This is a genomic window from Corynebacterium sp. HS2168-gen11 (genome assembly GCF_024834075.1).
Taxonomy (GTDB): domain Bacteria; phylum Actinomycetota; class Actinomycetes; order Mycobacteriales; family Mycobacteriaceae; genus Corynebacterium.
In genome coordinates this window covers 206001-224758 of the sequence record NZ_JANUXR010000001.1, presented here as the reverse complement: position 1 = coordinate 224758, position 18758 = coordinate 206001, and the positions used below count along the sequence as shown (strand labels likewise).

Genomic DNA, 18758 nt, shown 5'->3' with positions numbered 1-18758 from the left:
GTGAAAGTAATGAACACACATATTCATCTGCACAATTTCAGCTTTCGCCACGCCAGCCGCATCAACCCGACCTTGACTGATGTGAATCTGACGATTCGCAAAGGCGAGCGGGTGCTGGTTTTAGGCGCGTCTGGTTCGGGCAAATCGACGCTGTTGGCAGCCCTTGCGGGAGTCCTCGGCGCCGATGAGGGCGATAGCGTCGGCACATTGGAGATCAATGGTGTGGTCGGCATGGTGATGCAAGACCCAGATTCCCAGGTGATTGCCTCGAAGGTGGGCGATGATATTGCGTTTGGCTGCGAGAATCTCAATGTTCCAGCGGATGAGATTTGGCCGCGAGTCCACCGCGCATTAGAGCTGGTGGGTCTAAATTCTCCAATAGAGCATGCGACGGAAGAACTCTCCGGCGGTCAGAAACAACGCCTGGCCTTAGCTGCAATTTTGGCAATGGGCGCCGATATCATTGTGCTTGACGAGCCCACCGCGAATCTGGACCCGGCAAGCGTGCAAGAAGTCGTCCAGGCCGTGGAGTCGGTGGTGTCGCAAACCCAGGCGACGGTCATTGTGGTGGAGCATCGGGTCGCGACGTGGCAGTCGGTGGTGGATCGCGCGGTGGTGTTGGAACATGGCCGGATTGTCGCCGATGACGTATTGGAGAAAATTGTGGCCGAGCAAGGCCAGGCGCTGGCCCAAAAGGGGGTATGGATGCCGGGTTGGGATCCACAGTTTGCCCCCATGTACCCCACAACGAGCCCTCCAGAGCCTGCAATTTGCACCGAAGGCCTTATGACCGGCTGGAATCGTCCAATGCGTGAGCACACCCTCGAAATCCCACTTGGCTTTTCGACGGTCATTACCGGCCCCAATGGAGCAGGCAAAACCACGTTGATGCTCACGCTCGCGGGGCTATTGCCAGCCCACGGTGGCACAATCAAGATCCATGATCATATTGCCCAAGGCTTAAAAAATCCTCCAATACAGTGGAAGTCGGCAGACCTTGCGCGCCGGGTCGGCTACGTCTTCCAGGATCCCGAACATCAGTTTGTGGCCCGCACGGTGCGAGAAGAACTTCTGGTTGGCCCGAAGGTGCGCAAACTTGCCGATGCAAGTGATGAGGATATTGCTCGCGCGGATGAGATTTTGCAGCGTTTAGGCTTGGACCATTTGGCCTTGGCGAATCCCTTTTCGCTGTCTGGTGGACAAAAGCGTCGCTTGTCGGTGGCAACCACACTGATTCATACTCCGCGCTTGATTTTCTTAGATGAGCCAACCTTTGGCCAGGACCGAAATACCTTCATAGAGTTGGTGACGTTGCTACGAGAATTAACTGCCAAGGGCTCAACGGTGGTGTCAGTCAGCCATGATCCGTTGTTCGTTCGTGCGATGGCTGATTTCGAGGTGCAGTTGTAAATGAAAATTTCGCAGTTCAATCCGGTCGCCCGCATTTTGGCGCTGATGCTGTTTACAACTCCTTTAATGCTCAGCGTGGATATTGTTTCCGCGGGGGTGGCCTTGGCCTTTTGCCTGATTGTAACGCCTGTATTGGGGGTTTCCTATCGTCAGCTGCTGGCGCGTTCCTGGCCGGTGCTGCTGATTACCCCAATTTCGGGATTGTCGATGGCCTTATATGGCCGGCCGGAAGGTACGGAGTATTTTTCCTGGTTCGCAATTCATATCACGGATCATTCGTTGCAGCTTGCGGCGGCAATTATGGTGCGCGTGTTGGCGATTGCGCTGCCGGCGATCCTCTTATTGGGGAAATTGGACCCGACTGAAGTCGGCGACGCGTTGACGCAGAAGCTGCATTTCCCGCAGCGATTCGTCATTGGCGCGGTCGCAGGTGGCCGCCTGGTGAGCCTGTTTCGCCGCGATTGGGAGACGATGCGCAGGTCGCGTCGCATTCGCGGGATCGACGCCCAGGGCAAGCTACGCATGGTTGTCACAATGACCTTTGGCCTGCTCGTGCTTGCTTTACGACGCGGGGCAAAACTCGCAACGGCAATGGAAGCCCGTGGTTTTGGGCGTTTTCCGACCCGCACGCATGCCCGCGTATCGGTGTGGCATACCCGTGACACGGTGTTATTGCTGTGTTGCAGCCTGGCGTCGGCAAGCGCGATTATTGTGGCGATTTATTTGGGTTCCTATCGGTTCTTAGGCGCATGATTATCTTTATTGATGGTTCAAGCGGTGCTGGGAAAACCACCCTTGCCGCGCGGCTGCATGCCGAAACGGGTATTCCGGTGGTGCACCTGGACGATTTTTATCCGGGTTGGCATGGTTTGGCGGCCGCGAGTGAGATTCTCACGCACACGATTTTGCTGCCCACCGGACGTGGATTTCTCCAATGGGATTGGAGCGCGGATGTCCCTGGCAATTGGGTCGATGTTCCCGACGGTGATCTGATTATTGAAGGCTCTGGCTCGGTGACTCCAGCTACCATCAGCCAGGCATTAACGCTCGGCGAGGTAAAGATTTACGTTGTTGAGCTTGATGCCAAGGAGCGTAAAAAACGTGCTTTGGCCAGAGATCCGGATTATGCGCCATTTTGGGATATGTGGGCTGAGCAAGAGTGCGTGCATGCTCAGGTGCGTCGTCAAGCGTTGGCAGCCTATCCCTCCTTATTGGAGAAAATTCCGGTTGGTCGCTGAATAAATTTTTTTCCAGCCTAGCGCCGAAAAACGTGGATAAGGCTAAAATGCTCATTTTCTCCAATAAGGAATAGAACAAGCTGTTCAGTCGATATATATTCATGTTAAGCACACAATTTACCAAATTTCCGAGATTGAATTGAACCAAGCTGTCTATTAATGTCCTCGGGGAACGCACGCGAAGGAAGCCACTCTTGGCAACGTTCGCGAATTTTCTCCAATGAAATGAGGACGCAATGAAATACACAAAACTACTCAGCGCAGCATCACTACTTGCCGTTGGTGCAGGCTTGGTGAGCTGTTCGCAAGCAACGAGCGAACAGGAAGCAGCTGCGGATGCAGGTGTTGTGAGCTCTGAGGCTCCGAAAACTGCGACGGGCACGAATTATGTCACCGCTTTGGGTAACGAGCCGTTGGATCCATTGATTCCAGCTGATACCTATGAAACTGGCGGTACGCGCATTCTTAATCTGACGAACTCGAATTTGCTCTATGTAACAGCTGACGGCAAGTTGGAATATGATCTTGCGGAAAGTGTTGAGACTGAAGATAATCAGCACTTCACGGTGAAATTGCGCGAGGGTATTGTGTATTCCGATGGTTCGCCAATTTTGGCGCAGCACTTCGTAAATACGTGGAGCCATGCGGTGGAGAACTCCTATAAGGTCGCAGATTATTTTGAGCCAATTGTTGGCTATGAAGATGGCAAGCCACTGCAAGGGTTGAAAGTTATTGATGATCGCACCTTTACTATTGAGCTTTCGCAGCCGGAGTCCAGCTTCTTGACACGTTTGACGCACTGGGCGTATGTGCCGTGGCCAGATGAAGCGCTTGCGGATCCTCGTAAAGCAGGAGAGAAGCCAGTTGCATCTGGACCATATAAGCTTGCTGAATGGAATCATGATCAAGATGCGCTGGTGGTTCCAAATGAAAAGTACACTGGCCCTCGTAAGATCAGCAATGATGGTATTCGTTTCATCTTCTATCCAACGGTTGAATCTGCCTATGCGGATTTGCTTGCAGATAACGTTGATGTGCTTGATGGTATTCCAGATAACGCATTTGCAACCTTCGAACAAGAACTTGATGGTCGTTTTATTAAGCAGCCAGATGCGGTCTTTAATTCCTTTACCATTCCACAGCGACTGGCGCATTTCTCTGGAGAAGAAGGCCGCCTGCGTCGATACGCAATTTCGCACGCTTTAAACCGTAAAGAAATTACGGACACTATTTTCGCTGGTGTATACCAGCCGGTGGAAGACTTCGCGTCTCCTGCGATTCCGAATCGTCCGACGAATTTGGCTGGTACGGAGGTGCTGAATTTCGATGTAGCAAAGGCCAAGGAATACTGGGCAAAGGCGAATGAGATTTCGCCATGGGAAGGTACGTTTAAGCTGTCCTACAACGCTGATGGTGGTCATCAGGCTTGGGTCGAGGCAGTGCTGAATCAGATTAGCAATAATCTTGGTATTGAAACCGAAGCTGTGGCATATCCAGATTTCAAGTCGTTATTGGAGGATATGAACTCCAAGAAGCTCAACACTGCGGTACGTACCAGTTGGGGAGTGGGTTTGCCATTGGTTTCGGATTTCTTAGCGCCACTGTATAAGACCGATGCGCCGGCGAACTATGCGGAATACTCAAATCCGAAATTTGATGAGCTGTTGGTCAAGGCAAATGGTGCGAAAACGCAAGAAGAGATCACTGCATATATTAAGGAAGCCGAAGAAATCTTGTTTGCTGATCTGCCAGTGATTCCACTGTGGAATCGTCAGCAGCTCGGTGGTTATTCTTCGCATGTCAGCAAAGTGGAGCTGGACTGGTCTGGAGGCATTGACTACGCGAAAATTGTGAAGAAATAGTATTTCATTGTTTGCAAAAAATGAAATAGTTTAACACTATAGTTCCTAAATGTGACGAAAATTTTATTAAATTGCAACAATTATGCATTTCTGCAGCTAGATAGATATTAATTTCTGTCCATATATATCAAGAATGTAGATTTGCTTACAGTTTGAAATTGAGATGAGTTGTATCACCATATAGGATGCATAGCACAAGAACTACTCACTGTTTTTGTAAATAGAAGGAAGATATTATGACAATCAAAAAGACAGTAGCCTTCGGTGCTGCAACTGTAATGGCACTGAGCTTGGCTGCATGCTCAAGCTCTGAAGACACTGCCGCAAGCGGTGAGGGTGCAACCGGCGGTGAATTGGTAACCGCGTATGGCTCAGAGCCACAAAATCCACTCGTGCCAGCAGATGTCACTGAAAACGGTGGTGGCCGTATTGTCCAGCTGACCAACTCCATGTTGGTGTATTACGATGCTGCGGGTGAAGTTCACAACGATCTTGCTGAGTCCATCGAACTTGAAGGTGAAAAGACCTACAAGGTCACCCTGCGTGAGGGCTTGAAGTTCTCTGACGGATCTGATCTCAAGGCAGAAAACTTTGTTGCTGCTTGGAACTTCGCCGTTGAAAACGCGCTGCAAGGTGCATTTTTCTTCGAGCCAATCTTGGGCTTTGAAGAGGGTAAGCCTTTGGAAGGCCTGAAAGTTGTCGACGATCGTACCTTTACCATCGAGCTGACCCAGGCTGAATCTGACTTCCCAACCCGTTTGGGTTATAACTCATTTGCTCCAATGCCATTGGATGCTCTCAAAGATTTAGAATCCGCAAAGGCATATGGTGAAAAGCCAGTTGCATCTGGTCCATATGTATTGTCAGAGTGGAACCACAACCAAGACGCTACCTTGGTGCCAAACGAGCACTACGATGGTCCTCGTAAGGCAAAGAACGATGGTCTGAAGTTCGTCTTCTACACCACCTTAGATGCTGCATATTCTGACCTCTTGGCAGGTAACCTCGACGTGCTCGACGGTATCCCAGATTCCGCATTCGGCACCTTTGAAACCGAGCTTTCTGGCCGTTTTGTGAACCAGCCAGCTGCTACGTTCTACTCCTTCACGCTGCCAGAACGTTTGGAGCACTTCAGTGGTGAAGAAGGCAAGCTGCGTCGTCAAGCAATCTCTATGGCGCTGAACCGTCAAGAGATTACTGACACCATTTTCCAAGGTTTCTACTCGCCAGCAACTGACTTCACCTCTCCTGTGATTCCTGGTCACTCCAAGACTCTCAAGGGCGCAGAAGTACTCCAGTACAACCCAGAAAAGGCTAAGGAACTCTGGGCAAAGGCTGACGCAATCTCCCCATTTACCGGTTCCTTCCAGATTGCATACAACGCTGATGGTGGACACCAGTCTTGGGTTGACGCAGTGACCAACCAGCTCAAGAACACCTTGAATATTGAGGCTTCCGGTAACCCTTACCCAGACTTTAAGTCTTTGCGTGACGACGTTACCAACGGCACCATCAAGACCGCTTCGCGTTCCGGCTGGCAGGCAGACTACCCATCGATGTCTAACTTCTTGAACCCACTGTATGCAACCGGTGGTTCTTCTAACGATGGTGATTACTCATCTGCTGAGTTCGATGCGTTGATGAAGCGTGCCAATGGTGCACCAACCGTTGAAGAAGGCCGCAAGCTTTATATCGAAGGTCAGGAATTGCTGCTGCAGGATCTGCCAGTGATCCCACTTTGGAATAAGAACATTCTTGGTGGCTACTCTGAGAAGGTTGACAATGTTGTCTTCGGTTGGGATAGCAGGCCGCTGTATCAGGACATCACCAAGAAGTAAACAAGATTTCTCATAATCTGAGATACTCGTTTCAAGCCCCGTGCTCTTTTTGGTGCGGGGCTTGTCCCTATCATACTTATTAAATTTTCATTCTTCGCCTCACAAAGGAATTTTCATGCTGCGCTATATAGGCCGACGCATGCTCCAAATGATCCCCGTATTTTTTGGTGCAACGCTGCTGCTCTATGCTCTCGTGTTCCTCATGCCAGGTGATCCCGTTGCCGCTTTAGGCGGCGACCGCGGACTCACTGAAGCAGCAGAGCAACGCATTCGCGAGCAATACAACCTCGACAAACCATTTATTGTTCAATACCTGTTGTACCTCAAGGGAGTTTTCACCCTCGACTTCGGTACCACCTTCTCTGGACGCCCAGTTGCTGAAGCCATGGCCAATGCCTTCCCAGTAACAATCAAACTGGCGATTATGGCATTGCTCTTCGAAGCTGTCTTCGGTGTGCTCTTTGGCGTGATTGCCGGTATGCGTCGTGGTGGCATTTTCGATTCCACCGTACTCGTAGCCTCCTTGCTAGTGATCGCGGTTCCATCCTTCGTGATCGGTTTCGTCTTCCAATTCTTCGTCGGCGTGAAACTTGGCATTTTGCCGCCAACAGTTGGCCCAAACGAAACCGTGAAGAATCTGCTTATGCCAGCAATTGTGCTTGGTGCATTATCATTTGCCTACGTCGTGCGCTTAACGCGGCAGTCTATTAGCGAAAACCTTTCAGCTGATTTCGTGCGCACTGCACGTGCAAAAGGTTTGTCCAGTGGCACTGTTACCCGACGCCATGTGCTGCGTAATTCATTAATTCCAGTGGCCACCTTCTTAGGTGCAGACCTTGGCGGTTTGATGGGTGGCGCGATTGTGACCGAGGGTATTTTCGGTATTCACGGTGTCGGCGGCACTATCTACCAAGCAATCTTGAAGGGTGAGCCAACGACCGTTGTCTCCTTCACAACTGTCCTAGTTATTGTCTATATCGTTGCCAACATGGTTGTCGATTTGCTCTACGCTGTACTTGATCCGAGGATCCGCTATGCATAATCAATCTCATGCTCGGGTGCTACCGGGCCAAGAACGCTATATTGCGCCAACTGACGAGCAAGGTCTTGGCGCCGTCGATGCGGTTTCTGATGAATCCGCACCAACCTCAGTGTGGGGCGAAGCTTTCCGCTATTTGCGTGCGCGTCCGCTGTTTTGGGTCTCGTTGATCATGATTGTGCTGGCATTGGCACTTGCCATTGCACCACAGCTGTTTACTGCAACTGATCCTCGGTTCTGTGAGCTTTCCAATTCTTTAGGCAAGCCAAGTGTGAATCATCCATTCGGCTTCGATCGTCAAGGCTGTGACATTTACGCCCGCATGATTTATGGTGCTCGCGCCTCTGTTGCAGTGGGTGTACTAACAACGCTGGTGGTCACGATCCTCGGTACCATCATTGGCGCGCTGGCTGGCTATTTCGGCGGAATCTTGGATGCGCTGCTATCCCGTGTCACAGATATTTTCTACGCTGTGCCATTCGTCTTGGCAGCAATTGTGGTCATGCAAATGTTCCGCGATTTCCGCACTATTTTGACTGTGGTCATTGTGCTGTCATTATTTGGTTGGACCAATATTGCCCGTATTACTCGTGGCGCAGTGTTGGCAACCAAGAATGAAGAGTTCGTGACTGCCGCGCGTGCAGTTGGCGCTTCTAAGTGGAAGATTCTGACGTCTCATATCCTGCCAAACGCAGCTGCACCGATTATCGTGTATGCAACTGTGGCACTTGGTACCTTCATTGTTGCCGAGGCAACGTTGTCCTTCTTAGGTATTGGTTTGCCGCCGACGATTGTGTCATGGGGCGGCGATATCGCCAAAGCACAGGCCTCTCTGCGTCAGCAACCAATGGTGCTGTTCTACCCAGCGATGGCGTTGGGCGCAACCGTATTGAGCTTCATCATGATGGGCGACGTGGTTCGCGATGCCCTTGATCCAAAAGCTCGTAAGAAGTAAGGAAAGGGGATAGAAAATGACTGAAACAACTCCCAAGCCTTTGCTTGAGCTGAAAGATCTGCATATTGCTTTTGAGTCTTCTACTGGCGTAGTGGAAGCAGTTCGTGGCGCGAACTTAACAATTTATCCAGGCCAATCGGTTGCGATTGTGGGTGAATCTGGCTCAGGTAAATCCACCACTGCTATGAGTATCATTGGCTTACTGCCAGGCACCGGTAAGGTCACGCAAGGACAAATCCTGTTCGAAGGCAAAGATATTACTGGCCTTTCTGATAAGGAAATGATCGAATACCGTGGATCCCAAATTGGTTTAGTGCCACAGGATCCGATGAGTAACCTCAACCCAGTGTGGCGAGTGGGCACGCAGCTGAAAGAATCACTGCGTGCGAATAAGGTTGTTGCTGGTTCGGAGATGGATCAGCGTGTTGCTGAGCTTCTCACCGAAGCCGGTTTGCCTGATGCACAACGTCGTGCAAAGCAGTACCCGCACGAATTTTCTGGCGGTATGCGGCAGCGTGCCTTAATTGGTATGGGCTTGGCAGCGCGTCCAAAATTGCTGATTGCTGATGAGCCAACCTCGGCACTGGATGTGACGGTGCAAAAGCAAATTCTGGATCACTTAGGTGATCTGACTCGAGAGCTTGGCACAGCCGTACTCTTTATTACTCACGATCTGGGCTTGGCAGCAGAACGCGCTGAGCATCTTGTGGTGATGCACCGTGGTCGCATTGTGGAGTCGGGTAATTCCCTGGAGATTCTGCGTAATCCACAGCATCCATATACCCAACGTCTGGTACAAGCAGCACCATCACTGGCATCGGCACGTATTCAAAGTGCGCAAAAAGCTGGCTTAGAGGCAAAAGAACTGCTGAATAAGGATCACAAGCGCGATTCTGAGGAAATCATTCGCGTCGAAAATCTCACGCGCGAGTTCAAAGTGCGTGGTCAGCGCGGTGAAAAGAGTGTGCTGCGTGCCGTTGATAACGTGTCGTTTACGGTGAAGAAGGGTACTACTTTAGCACTGGTGGGTGAGTCTGGTTCGGGTAAGTCCACCGTGGCAAATATGGTGCTGAACTTGCTGGATCCGACCAGCGGCAAGGTGTTTTATAAGGGCACTGACTTATCCACGCTGAATGATCGCGAGCTGTTCGAGATGCGTTCGAAGCTACAAGTTGTGTTCCAAAACCCTTATGGTTCCTTGGATCCGATGTATTCGATTTATCGTTGTATCGAAGAACCGCTGCTTGTGCATAAAGTAGGTAATCGTAAAGAGCGCGAAGCACGTGTTGCTGAATTGCTCGATATGGTTGCGATGCCACGCTCAGCTATGCGACGCTATCCGAATGAGCTTTCTGGTGGTCAGCGCCAGCGCATTGCCGTTGCTCGTGCGTTTGCGTTGCATCCAGAAGTCGTGGTGCTCGACGAAGCTGTTTCGGCACTCGACGTGTTGGTGCAAAACCAGATTCTGCAGTTACTTGCTGATCTCCAGCATGAAATGGATGCCACCTATTTGTTCATTACTCACGACCTTGCTGTGGTGCGTCAAACCGCAGATGATGTTGTGGTGATGCAAAAGGGCAAAGTGGTGGAACAAGGCACCACTGATGAAATCTTCTTGCATGCACAGCAAGAATACACGCGTGATTTGATTAATTCGGTACCAGGGTTGGGTATTGAGTTAGGCGAGAATCTTTTGTAGTGCTCACCTGTGAGTCTCAAGTGACATAGGAGAAGCTGTGCTGCTGAAGTGAGGCGCAGGAGCACAGCTTGTACAAGTGTTGATTGATTACATAACAAAAACCACCATATTCCTGGAATATGGTGGTTTTTGTGTATACATGTAGCAAATGTCTGTTGCGTGCCCAAGAAGAGTGAGCTCCTAGGAGGAAAGACCTCCAAGAATGGTGTCAAGCTCAAATACCTGCTGTGGGATCCATGCTTGCAAAAATTCCAATCCTGGGATAACCTGCGGCGCTGGTGGCGCTGGTGGCACATATACAGGGAAGCGTTGGGCATCGACAGCTCCTGCAGCCTGGTCTCGAGGCGGAACAGCAGGTAATTGTGCGTGTCGAGTAATCCAATCTTGATGTTCAGCCACAGGGGTGAAAAACGCGACAGTACCAGGAGTTGCAATAGCGGATTCTACAGCTGCAATCCGTCCACTGGCATCAAGCAGTGGTCCACCAGAATCACCGGCATAGATTTGTCCGCCGGTTGCTTGTCCTTCAATAATGGTCACAGTATGAAGTGGGGCAGGAGCATTGAAAATACGTCGTTGCACCACAATATTAGCCGCGGTTGGAATCGCATTTCGCGTAGCCCCATACCCGATCGCGACCCCTTTTTCTTGCGGATGCAAATGAGAATCACTTAATGCAACAGGTGCGACTGGGGTCGGGCGATCAATCTGAACCACGGCAATATCGTCAGTAGGGTGTACAATTGCGGCAACCGGACGATAGTTTTGACGATCAATCCGAATACCAGAGGGTCCTTCTTTGACGCAATGTTTCGCGGTGAGCACCCACGTTGGGGCAATCACAGTGCCAGTGCACTGAATATTGCCTAATATCAGCAACGCCACAGCCGGATGCGGATGTGGTCGGCCATGTAAGACAGCTTGAGCTGGGGTTGCCGTTGCAAGTACTGCACAGCTCGTGAGTGCCGCAATGATTTTTGTTAGTCGGCGCATGTTTCAAGCGCCTTTTGCAAAACTTCGAGTGGACGGGCAAGCACGACACCGTGCGGGCCGGCAACCAACGGACGTTCTAAGAGTTGTGGGTGTTGCGTGATCGCGTCGAGAAGCTCGTCTTCGCTCGAAGTATCGGATAGCCCTAATTCGGTATACAGCGATTCTTTGCGACGAATAACCTCTGATGGTCGTAATCCAGCTTGGTCAAGTAATGCGGCAAGTTGCTCGCGGTCAAGGACACCATCTAGATAGGAAACCACAGTCACATTATCGGTGCCGTATGTCGTGGTGAGGTAATCGAGCGCTGCCCGGGATTTCGAGCAGTGTTCGTTGTGGTAGATATGAAACATGTAGAGCTTCCAACTTTCAGACAAGAGGCCACAAAGCAAGCGGATCTCAGAGGTACAGTATGTGCACGAGGGCGTTATTGCGCAGGCGTGAGCTCGACTTCAGTTGCCCAATCGAGTTCGTAGCCTTGAGATTTGATCCATTCCAGCGGATTATCGCCATAGCGAGTAATGCCATCAACTGCCATTAAGGTTGTTTCAATGGCTTTTTCGGCATCATCAGCAGTGATCAGGCCTTCGGAAGTTGCAGCAGCAAGTTCGTCAATATCAACGACTTCAACTTGAGTGTCGATATTCCACAACAAATCCACATAGAGATCGCGGGTGGTCCAAACACCTGCTGTATCAACAGCAATGTCAACGACGTCGATATAAAAGTCGTAGAATTTTTCTGTCTGCTGTACGCCATCACGGTAGTGGAAGATATTGATGCGCAATCCCAATTTTGGCAGAAGCCACGATTCTACATACCCGAAAAATTGATGATCCGCACCGCGTGCCATATAGAGACCAAACTCAGTTTCGCGGAAAGTATCGACGCTGCGATGAAAACCCTTCGGATCAATATTGATCTTTGATCGGGTGTCAAAGGTTTCTTGTTTTACAGGGTGCGTGTCGACCATTTATTTGACCTCGAAGAAGACTGCAGTAGGAATAAACGAACAAGTAGTTGCTGCTTTCTCTTGTTCTATCGTTGCCATCTGTCCATCTATTACAGCCACAATTTTTCCCGTCCCAGTTGGCGCAACCGCATTGACCGTAGCTGGCCCTTGTGGATTAATGCCGGTGAAGGTCAAAGGTGTGACCCCACCTTGTAAGGTATCGATGTTGAACCAGTGCGCGCGCATATGCGAGTGCGCAACAGTGCCTGTGCCTAATGCGGTGAAAATAAAACCGGTTTCGTGAGCTGGAATCCCAGGTGTTGGAATTTCGGCAGGTCCTGGGACCGCAATTGCAGTACCTAAAGCATCGTGCGTGCCGCCAATGCAATTATTGGCAACTGATGGCCAATAAAATTGGGTAAATTGAGGTGCACTTTTGGGCAGTTCAATATCGGTAGTACCAGAGCCTTCGAAAAATACGACTGCCGATAAAATTGCATTGCGGAGGTTTTCTGGCAGTGGTGTGGTTTTGGCAAACCAACGCGCACGGTCAAGATACTCTTGTTTTGGGCGTCCCAAACGATCCAACGGGGTATTTCGAGGAGTGGAGGATTGCGCCTGATGAATGCCTTGCTGAAGTGCATGCGGGATTGGCGTATTGGCCAAGTATGGACCGAAATCAAAAGTCTGGGTAGCGTGAGCTCCAGGAAGTTGGCAGCTGAAACACAATGCCGTGGCAACGGCTAGGAGTCTCTTTTTCATTATGAACCGGGTGATTTCCTCAAAATCTCTGGGACCACGTCAAAGCCTTGGCAGAGCAAACCTAGACGACTCCCATGTGTAACATATGTTTATTTCAATCACTCTAGTCCCATTTGTAACATTGTCAAGAGGATGTGGTGCGTAAGAGGAGGATAGTTACGTGCGCAATTGCCACCACCACAGCCTGTGCGAAGCGCCGGTGGGCTATGTGAAAAGCGTCGTTAAGCGCGTAGTTGCGCATTGCTATGTAGTGTGATTTTCACCTATCGCAGTAGATTCAAGTCGCTATAGCTATAAATGTGGAGTAGAGTTATACCGTTAATTTTTTTCTATACCTTGGAGTAAGCTTTTGAGCCGTCCAGAATTCCGTAATGTTGCCATCGTCGCCCACGTTGACCATGGCAAGACAACTCTTGTGAATGCCATGCTGGAGCAATCCGGTGTATTTGGCGATCGTGGCGAAGTCACCGATCGTGTCATGGACTCCGGTGATCTCGAAAAGGAAAAGGGCATCACCATCCTCGCGAAAAACACCGCGATTCGCCGTAAAGGCTTAGGCAAGGACGGCAACGACCTTATCATCAACGTCATCGACACCCCTGGCCACGCCGATTTCGGTGGCGAGGTCGAGCGCGGCCTGTCCATGGTTGACGGAGTTGTGCTGCTTATCGACGCATCGGAAGGTCCACTTCCACAAACCCGTTTCGTGCTCGGTAAAGCCCTTGCTGCCAAGATGCCAGTGATTATTGTCGTGAACAAGACTGACCGTCCTGACGCACGTATTGATGAAGTCGTGGAAGAAGCTCAAGACTTGCTGCTTGAACTTGCATCTTCCTTGGATGATCCAGAAGCAGCCGAAGCTGCTGAGCAACTGCTTGATCTGCCAGTGCTGTATGCATCTGGCCGTGAAGGTAAGGCTTCAACAGTGAATCCTGGCAATGGCAATGTGCCAGAGGCTGAAGATTTGCAAGCACTGTTCGATGTTATTCACAATGTTTTGCCAGAGCCATCAGCAACCGTTGATGCTCCACTGCAAGCACATGTGACCAACCTTGACTCCTCTTCCTTCTTGGGCCGTATCGCATTGGTTCGTATCCATGCAGGTCAGTTGAAGAAGGGCCAGCAAGTTGCCTGGATTCACTATGATGATGAAGGCAACCAGCATGTCAAGACCGTTAAAATTGCAGAACTGTTGCGCACTGTTGGTGTGACTCGCGAGTCCACTGATGAAGCAATGATTGCAGGCGATATTGCTGCGATTTCCGGTATCGACAACATCATGATTGGCGATACCCTCGCTGATATTGAAAACCCAGTGGCATTGCCGCGTATCACCGTCGATGAGCCAGCGATCTCGATGACCATTGGTGTGAACACCTCTCCACTGGCAGGTCGCGGCGGCGGCGACAAGCTGACCGCTCGCGTGGTGAAGGCACGTTTGGATCAAGAATTGATCGGTAACGTTTCGATTCGCGTGCTGCCAACCGAGCGTCCTGACGCTTGGGAAGTCCAAGGCCGTGGCGAAATGGCCCTGTCCGTGCTGGTTGAAACCATGCGTCGCGAAGGCTTCGAGCTCACCGTTGGTAAGCCACAGGTTGTGACCCAAACTATCGATGGTGTCTTGCATGAGCCACATGATCACATGGTGATTGATACCCCAGCTGAATACCAAGGCAATGTGACACAGCTGATGGCTGTTCGCAAGGGGCAAATGACCGCGATGGCAAACCTTTCCGGTGACTGGGTGCGTATGGAATTTGATGTTCCTTCCCGTGGCCTGATTGGGTTCCGTACCACGTTCTTAACTGAAACCCGTGGCGCAGGTATTGCAAACTCCTATTCCATCGAACCACGTCCATGGACCGGTGAGATTAAAGACCGTGCCACCGGCTCCCTGGTTGCTGACCGATCTGGTCAGATCACTGCCTATGCACTGACCCAGTTGGCTGATCGCGGTAACTTCTTCGTTGAGCCAGGTATGGAAGCATACGAAGGCATGGTTGTTGGTGCTAATAATCGTGATGAAGATATTGACATCAATATCACCAAAGAAAAGAAGCTGACGAACATGCGTTCGGCAAACGCAGACGCAACTGTCACCTTGGCAAAAGCACATGTGCTCTCCCTTGATGAAGCCATGGAGTTCTGTGGTCAAGATGAATGCGTTGAAGTAACTCCGAACGTCTTGCGCGTTCGTAAGGTTATCTTGAATGCTACTGAGCGTTCTCGTGCACGTTCACGCGATAAGAAGCGCGATCAGTAATCCTTTCGGTAGTATAAATATCCACCAACAACCGCCACTTTGGTTTCGACCAGTGGCGGTTGTTGTGGTTACGGGGTCTTTGATACCTACTCTCAAAATCTTGGTCGGCGTTTCGATCTTCTGTGAGCAGCAACGAAACCACGACATGCGCCAGAAATCGCGACGCAGACCTCACATCTTCATGAAGGTTCCTCACGTGTTACAATCATCGCTGCACGTCCGCAGCGCACGTATGCACCATGATCGTGCATATACCATCACGGTGTATATAACTTTTGTATGCTAGAACCTATGAAGTCGCTTTGGAGTGGGGTAGCAGTAGCTGCAACAATGCTGCTGTGTGGTTGTGCAGCCGCGCCGGGGCCTGCCCCTATTGAAGATTCAGTTGCTCGACAAGTTCGTCCAGCTGCAAGTTCTACGCCAGAAACCCCTGTGACCAAGCAAGTTTCTGAAGTTGCGATCGGAATTGATCCGATTGAAGCTGGTTTCAATCCACATCTGCTTGGCGACGATTCCCGCTTTACGCGCGTGTTAAGCTCACTGGTGCTGCCAAGTGTCTTTGTGCATAATGAACTCAATACCGACTTCATTACCGCAGTGTCGGAAGAATCTTCTGATGATCCAAATATTGTTCAAGTTATTCGTTACGACATCGCAGAAGCGGCTCAGTGGTCAGATGGCACGCCAATTACAGTGGCTGATTTCGAATATCTGTGGCAGGAGATGCTCAAGCATCCTGCAACGGTGAATCCAGCAGGGTATCGTGCGATTGCTGACATCGATTCCATGAATGCTGGGAAAACCGTTATTGTGGAGTTTTCGCAACCATTTGCACAATGGCCAACGCTGTTTCAAGGATTATTGCCTTCGCATTTAGTACGTGGAGAGTCTTTTGATGAAGTACTTGCGCAGACGATTCCAGCATCTGGCGGAAAATTTAGTGTCCGCTCCATTGATCGACAGCGTGGTGTCATTACCTTAAATCGCAATGATCGGTGGTGGGGTGCAGATCCTGCGCAGGTAGAAACTGTAACATTCCGCGAAATCCGGAATACTGCACAAGGTATGGACCTCTTAGAGTCTGGCCAAGTAGGGTTTTTGGATATCAGCCCAACACAGACATCCGTTGAAGCGTATGGGTTACTCGAAAACACTCAAATTCGAAATGAGTACGCTGACTTTGTCTTAGAAGTGGTGGCCAGCAGCCGGCTGTCCACAGAAATTCGGCAAGCATTGCGCACGTTGATCGATCCGCATGTACTTGCGCGTATGGCGTATGGGCGTGATAACTATTTGGAATTTGGAGCCGAGCAGTTCCAAGACATACATCCACCACAGGCGACTCCTGGCTCGCCAGCTCCGTCAGTTACCGCGGCGTCGTCAGCTGCGGCAGCGTCGTCAGCTACCACGGTAGTCACACCGCCACCAGTACCAAGTACTCCCGCAGACAGCAGTACCGAAGCTGCAGTGCCAGCATCGTCTGTAACCTCCTCGACATCTGCTGCGACGCCAAGTCCAGAAATTATAACAGCAGCTGTTGCGCGTCTGCAGCAGTTTGGCCGCGAGGTACGCATTGGTGTTGATCCAGTCCGCGAAGCCAATGTCAATGCCGCTCGTGCCCTGGTACTTTCACTTCGCCAACACCAAGTACCTGCCAAACTGATCACCCTCGATACTCGCAGATTAGTTCAGAGCAGCATTCCATTTGGCTATGTTGATGCAGTTGTGGTTACAAGCGCCACTAGTATCCCGCAACGGTATGATTGCCCGTATGCTGGCCATTTTGGTTCTAATTTGTCAGGTTTTTGTGAGCCAACCTTCCAAGCTCAACTTGCGCAATACTATGCCGGCGAAGTTGAAGAATCTGTGATCCGCGCTACCATTGAGGCGATAGAACGCGAACAGGCTTACCATACCGTCATCGCACGTCAAATCCGTGTGGAAGTGCTTGGCGACGGTATCCAAGGACCAAATCCTGAATTACTCGAATGGCCACGCGGCTTAAGCTCACTAGAAAGTTGGAGTGTCGATGAATAATCACAAAATCCCGCAGGTGCTCTTCGTACATGCGCATCCAGATGATGAAGCGATTTGGACAGGCGGGCTCATCGCACACTTACGTTTATACGGAGTTGCTGTTCACGTTGTGACCTGTACCCTTGGTGAACAAGGCGAAGTTATCGGAGAAAAGTACCAATATCTTACTGCCGAACATACCGATCAACTTGGCGGCTATCGAGTCCACGAACTTGCGGCATCTCTTGCCCAGCTTGATGCACGCGGAAGTTTTTTGGGAGGCTTAGGGCAGTGGCGTGATTCTGGCATGGTCGGTGATCCAGCCCATGACCACCCACGCGCATTTGTGCATTCTGGTGCTACCGCCCAGGCTCAGCTTCAGCAGCTGATTACACAGCTTCAGCCAGATGTCATCATTACTTATGGCCCAGATGGCGGCTATGGACATCCTGACCATATTCGCGCACATGAACTCGTTCAGGCTAGTGCAGGGGAAATTCCAGTTGTCTGGTGTGTGACCGGCAAAGCGCGGTTAGCCCAAGGTCTCGCATGTCTCGATGCACCAGATTCATGGCGGATGCCTGCCGCTGGAGAACTCGCCTGCGTGGATGATGTCGATTGGGAACTACGCCTTGATGATCGCGAACTCGGCATGAAAATCGCCGCAATGAAAGCCCATGCAACCCAATTATGGATTGCTGATGGCAGCCTGCACCCATTAGCAGAAACCGCCGCCTATCCTGTGCGCGGTGATGCAGAGTATGCACCGCTGACATTTTGCCTCTCAAATATGATTGCCCAGCCAGTACTGCGTTATGAACAATATCAATGGTCACAGCAATATAGCGCTGAAGTGCAACAATCAGTGCTCGAGACTTTAAGGATCGCACAATGAGCGAACACGTGACTGAGAAGCACACCTATACGTCGTTTAGCAAAGCAGAAGCCGCCTTTGGGCTGCTATGGCTGAGCATCGGCGCCGCAATTTCTGTGCTCTTAGAAGTCGTGTATCTGGGGACCTGGATCGGTGGCATCGCGGTGCCGTATACCATCCCAATTGCATTTTTCTTTACCAAGGTGCTCACAAAAACGAGCCTTCTGTGGACGAAACACACAGCACTTGCGCTGATCCCACTATGGGTTTGGTTGGGGGGATTCTTTCTATTGATGGTCTCGCCGCCACTGACTGGAGACCAGCTTGTTGGTTCGAATTTCCGCAGTATTCTTCTCCTCTTAGCTGGTGCGTTGGGCGGTGGTTGGCCAGTTCTTGCCAAGAAGTGACATAATAGAACGAATCCAAAAAATTAGACGAATATGTGTTGAAGGCGGATCCCTAAATGACGTACACGATTGCGCAACCGTGCGTTGACGTGATGGATAAAGCATGCGTGGAAGAATGCCCCGTTGATTGCATTTATGAAGGCAAGCGTTCGCTCTATATTCACCCTGATGAGTGCGTGGATTGTGGTGCATGCGAACCAGCATGTCCAGTAGAGGCAATCTTCTACGAAGACGATGTACCAGATGAGTGGCTGGAATACAACGAAGCAAATGCTGCATTTTTCGACGAACTCGGCTCACCAGGTGGCGCCGCGAAAACTGGCCCACAGGATTTCGACCCACCATTTGTGGCAGCCCTTCCACCACAAGCATAAGTACAATCACTCTCTATGAGAATAAACTCTCACACAGAAGCTCTTTTCAGTGGTGAGAGTTTTCTCTTTTCTTCTTTTC

17 protein-coding genes are annotated in these 18758 nt (G+C 50.6%); 13 read left to right on the top strand and 4 right to left on the bottom strand.

Annotation, left to right across the window (positions count from 1 at the left end; all coding sequences use genetic code 11):
- Positions 1–9 precede the first annotated feature (9 nt).
- From NXS99_RS00955 to NXS99_RS00920, 8 genes are all read left to right on the top strand, one after another.
- Positions 10–1410, top strand: coding sequence for an ABC transporter ATP-binding protein (locus NXS99_RS00955; RefSeq protein ID WP_259286797.1), 1401 nt, complete (start codon positions 10–12; stop codon positions 1408–1410).
- The gene (locus NXS99_RS00950) at positions 1411–2163 is read left to right on the top strand and encodes an energy-coupling factor transporter transmembrane protein EcfT (RefSeq protein WP_259286796.1); all 753 of its coding nucleotides are present in this window, start codon (positions 1411–1413) and stop codon (positions 2161–2163) included. It abuts the gene before it with no gap.
- Positions 2160–2648 carry a hypothetical protein gene (locus NXS99_RS00945; RefSeq protein ID WP_259286795.1) on the top strand — a complete coding sequence of 163 codons (489 nt, stop codon included), beginning with the start codon at positions 2160–2162 and terminating at the stop codon, positions 2646–2648. Before NXS99_RS00950 ends, NXS99_RS00945 begins: the two co-directional genes overlap by 4 nt.
- A gap of 236 nt (positions 2649–2884) precedes the next feature.
- Positions 2885–4510, top strand: coding sequence for an ABC transporter substrate-binding protein (locus tag NXS99_RS00940; RefSeq protein WP_259286794.1), 1626 nt, complete (start codon positions 2885–2887; stop codon positions 4508–4510).
- Between the two features lie 236 nt (positions 4511–4746).
- The gene (locus tag NXS99_RS00935) at positions 4747–6348 is read left to right on the top strand and encodes an ABC transporter substrate-binding protein (protein ID WP_259286793.1); all 1602 of its coding nucleotides are present in this window, start codon (positions 4747–4749) and stop codon (positions 6346–6348) included.
- A 115-nt stretch (positions 6349–6463) separates the two neighbouring features.
- On the top strand, positions 6464–7390 hold the full coding sequence (locus NXS99_RS00930) for an ABC transporter permease (protein WP_259286792.1): 927 nt from the start codon (positions 6464–6466) through the stop codon (positions 7388–7390).
- Positions 7383–8342 (top strand): ABC transporter permease, encoded by a 960-nt coding sequence (locus NXS99_RS00925; RefSeq protein ID WP_259286791.1) that lies wholly within the window; start codon positions 7383–7385, stop codon positions 8340–8342. The genes NXS99_RS00930 and NXS99_RS00925 overlap by 8 nt, the downstream gene beginning before the upstream one ends.
- A gap of 16 nt (positions 8343–8358) precedes the next feature.
- Positions 8359–10041: an ABC transporter ATP-binding protein gene (locus NXS99_RS00920; RefSeq protein ID WP_259286790.1), complete on the top strand. Its 1683-nt coding sequence runs from the start codon at positions 8359–8361 to the stop codon at positions 10039–10041.
- Positions 10042–10221: 180 nt separating this feature from the next.
- Here the strand turns inward: NXS99_RS00920 and NXS99_RS00915 are convergent, their stop codons facing one another.
- The 4 genes from NXS99_RS00915 to NXS99_RS00900 form a co-directional block, all read right to left on the bottom strand.
- The gene (locus NXS99_RS00915) at positions 10222–11034 is read right to left on the bottom strand and encodes a S1 family peptidase (RefSeq protein WP_259286789.1); all 813 of its coding nucleotides are present in this window, start codon (positions 11032–11034) and stop codon (positions 10222–10224) included.
- Positions 11022–11384 carry an ArsC/Spx/MgsR family protein gene (locus NXS99_RS00910; protein WP_259286788.1) on the bottom strand — a complete coding sequence of 121 codons (363 nt, stop codon included), beginning with the start codon at positions 11382–11384 and terminating at the stop codon, positions 11022–11024. The genes NXS99_RS00915 and NXS99_RS00910 overlap by 13 nt, the downstream gene beginning before the upstream one ends.
- Positions 11385–11458: 74 nt before the next feature.
- On the bottom strand, positions 11459–12004 hold the full coding sequence (locus tag NXS99_RS00905; protein WP_259286787.1) for a DUF402 domain-containing protein: 546 nt from the start codon (positions 12002–12004) through the stop codon (positions 11459–11461).
- A complete protein-coding gene (locus NXS99_RS00900) occupies positions 12005–12745 on the bottom strand; it encodes a hypothetical protein (protein WP_259286786.1) in 741 nt (246 codons plus the stop codon). It lies immediately after the preceding gene.
- Positions 12746–13094: 349 nt separating this feature from the next.
- On the opposite strand from NXS99_RS00900, the gene typA reads away from it, so the two are divergent.
- The 5 genes from typA to fdxA all read left to right on the top strand — a co-directional run bounded on the left by typA (position 13095) and on the right by fdxA (position 18679).
- Complete coding sequence (gene typA / locus NXS99_RS00895; protein WP_259286785.1) at positions 13095–15008, top strand: translational GTPase TypA; 1914 nt, start codon at positions 13095–13097, stop codon at positions 15006–15008.
- Between the two features lie 291 nt (positions 15009–15299).
- A complete protein-coding gene (locus tag NXS99_RS00890; RefSeq protein WP_259286784.1) occupies positions 15300–17045 on the top strand; it encodes an ABC transporter family substrate-binding protein in 1746 nt (581 codons plus the stop codon).
- Positions 17038–17919: an N-acetyl-1-D-myo-inositol-2-amino-2-deoxy-alpha-D-glucopyranoside deacetylase gene (gene mshB / locus NXS99_RS00885; protein WP_259286783.1), complete on the top strand. Its 882-nt coding sequence runs from the start codon at positions 17038–17040 to the stop codon at positions 17917–17919. The genes NXS99_RS00890 and mshB overlap by 8 nt, the downstream gene beginning before the upstream one ends.
- Positions 17916–18305, top strand: a complete 390-nt coding sequence (locus NXS99_RS00880) for a hypothetical protein (RefSeq protein ID WP_259286782.1) — start codon at positions 17916–17918, stop codon at positions 18303–18305. Before mshB ends, NXS99_RS00880 begins: the two co-directional genes overlap by 4 nt.
- A 56-nt stretch (positions 18306–18361) precedes the next feature.
- Positions 18362–18679, top strand: a complete 318-nt coding sequence (gene fdxA / locus NXS99_RS00875; protein WP_259286781.1) for a ferredoxin — start codon at positions 18362–18364, stop codon at positions 18677–18679.
- The last annotated feature ends 79 nt before the right edge of the window (positions 18680–18758 follow it).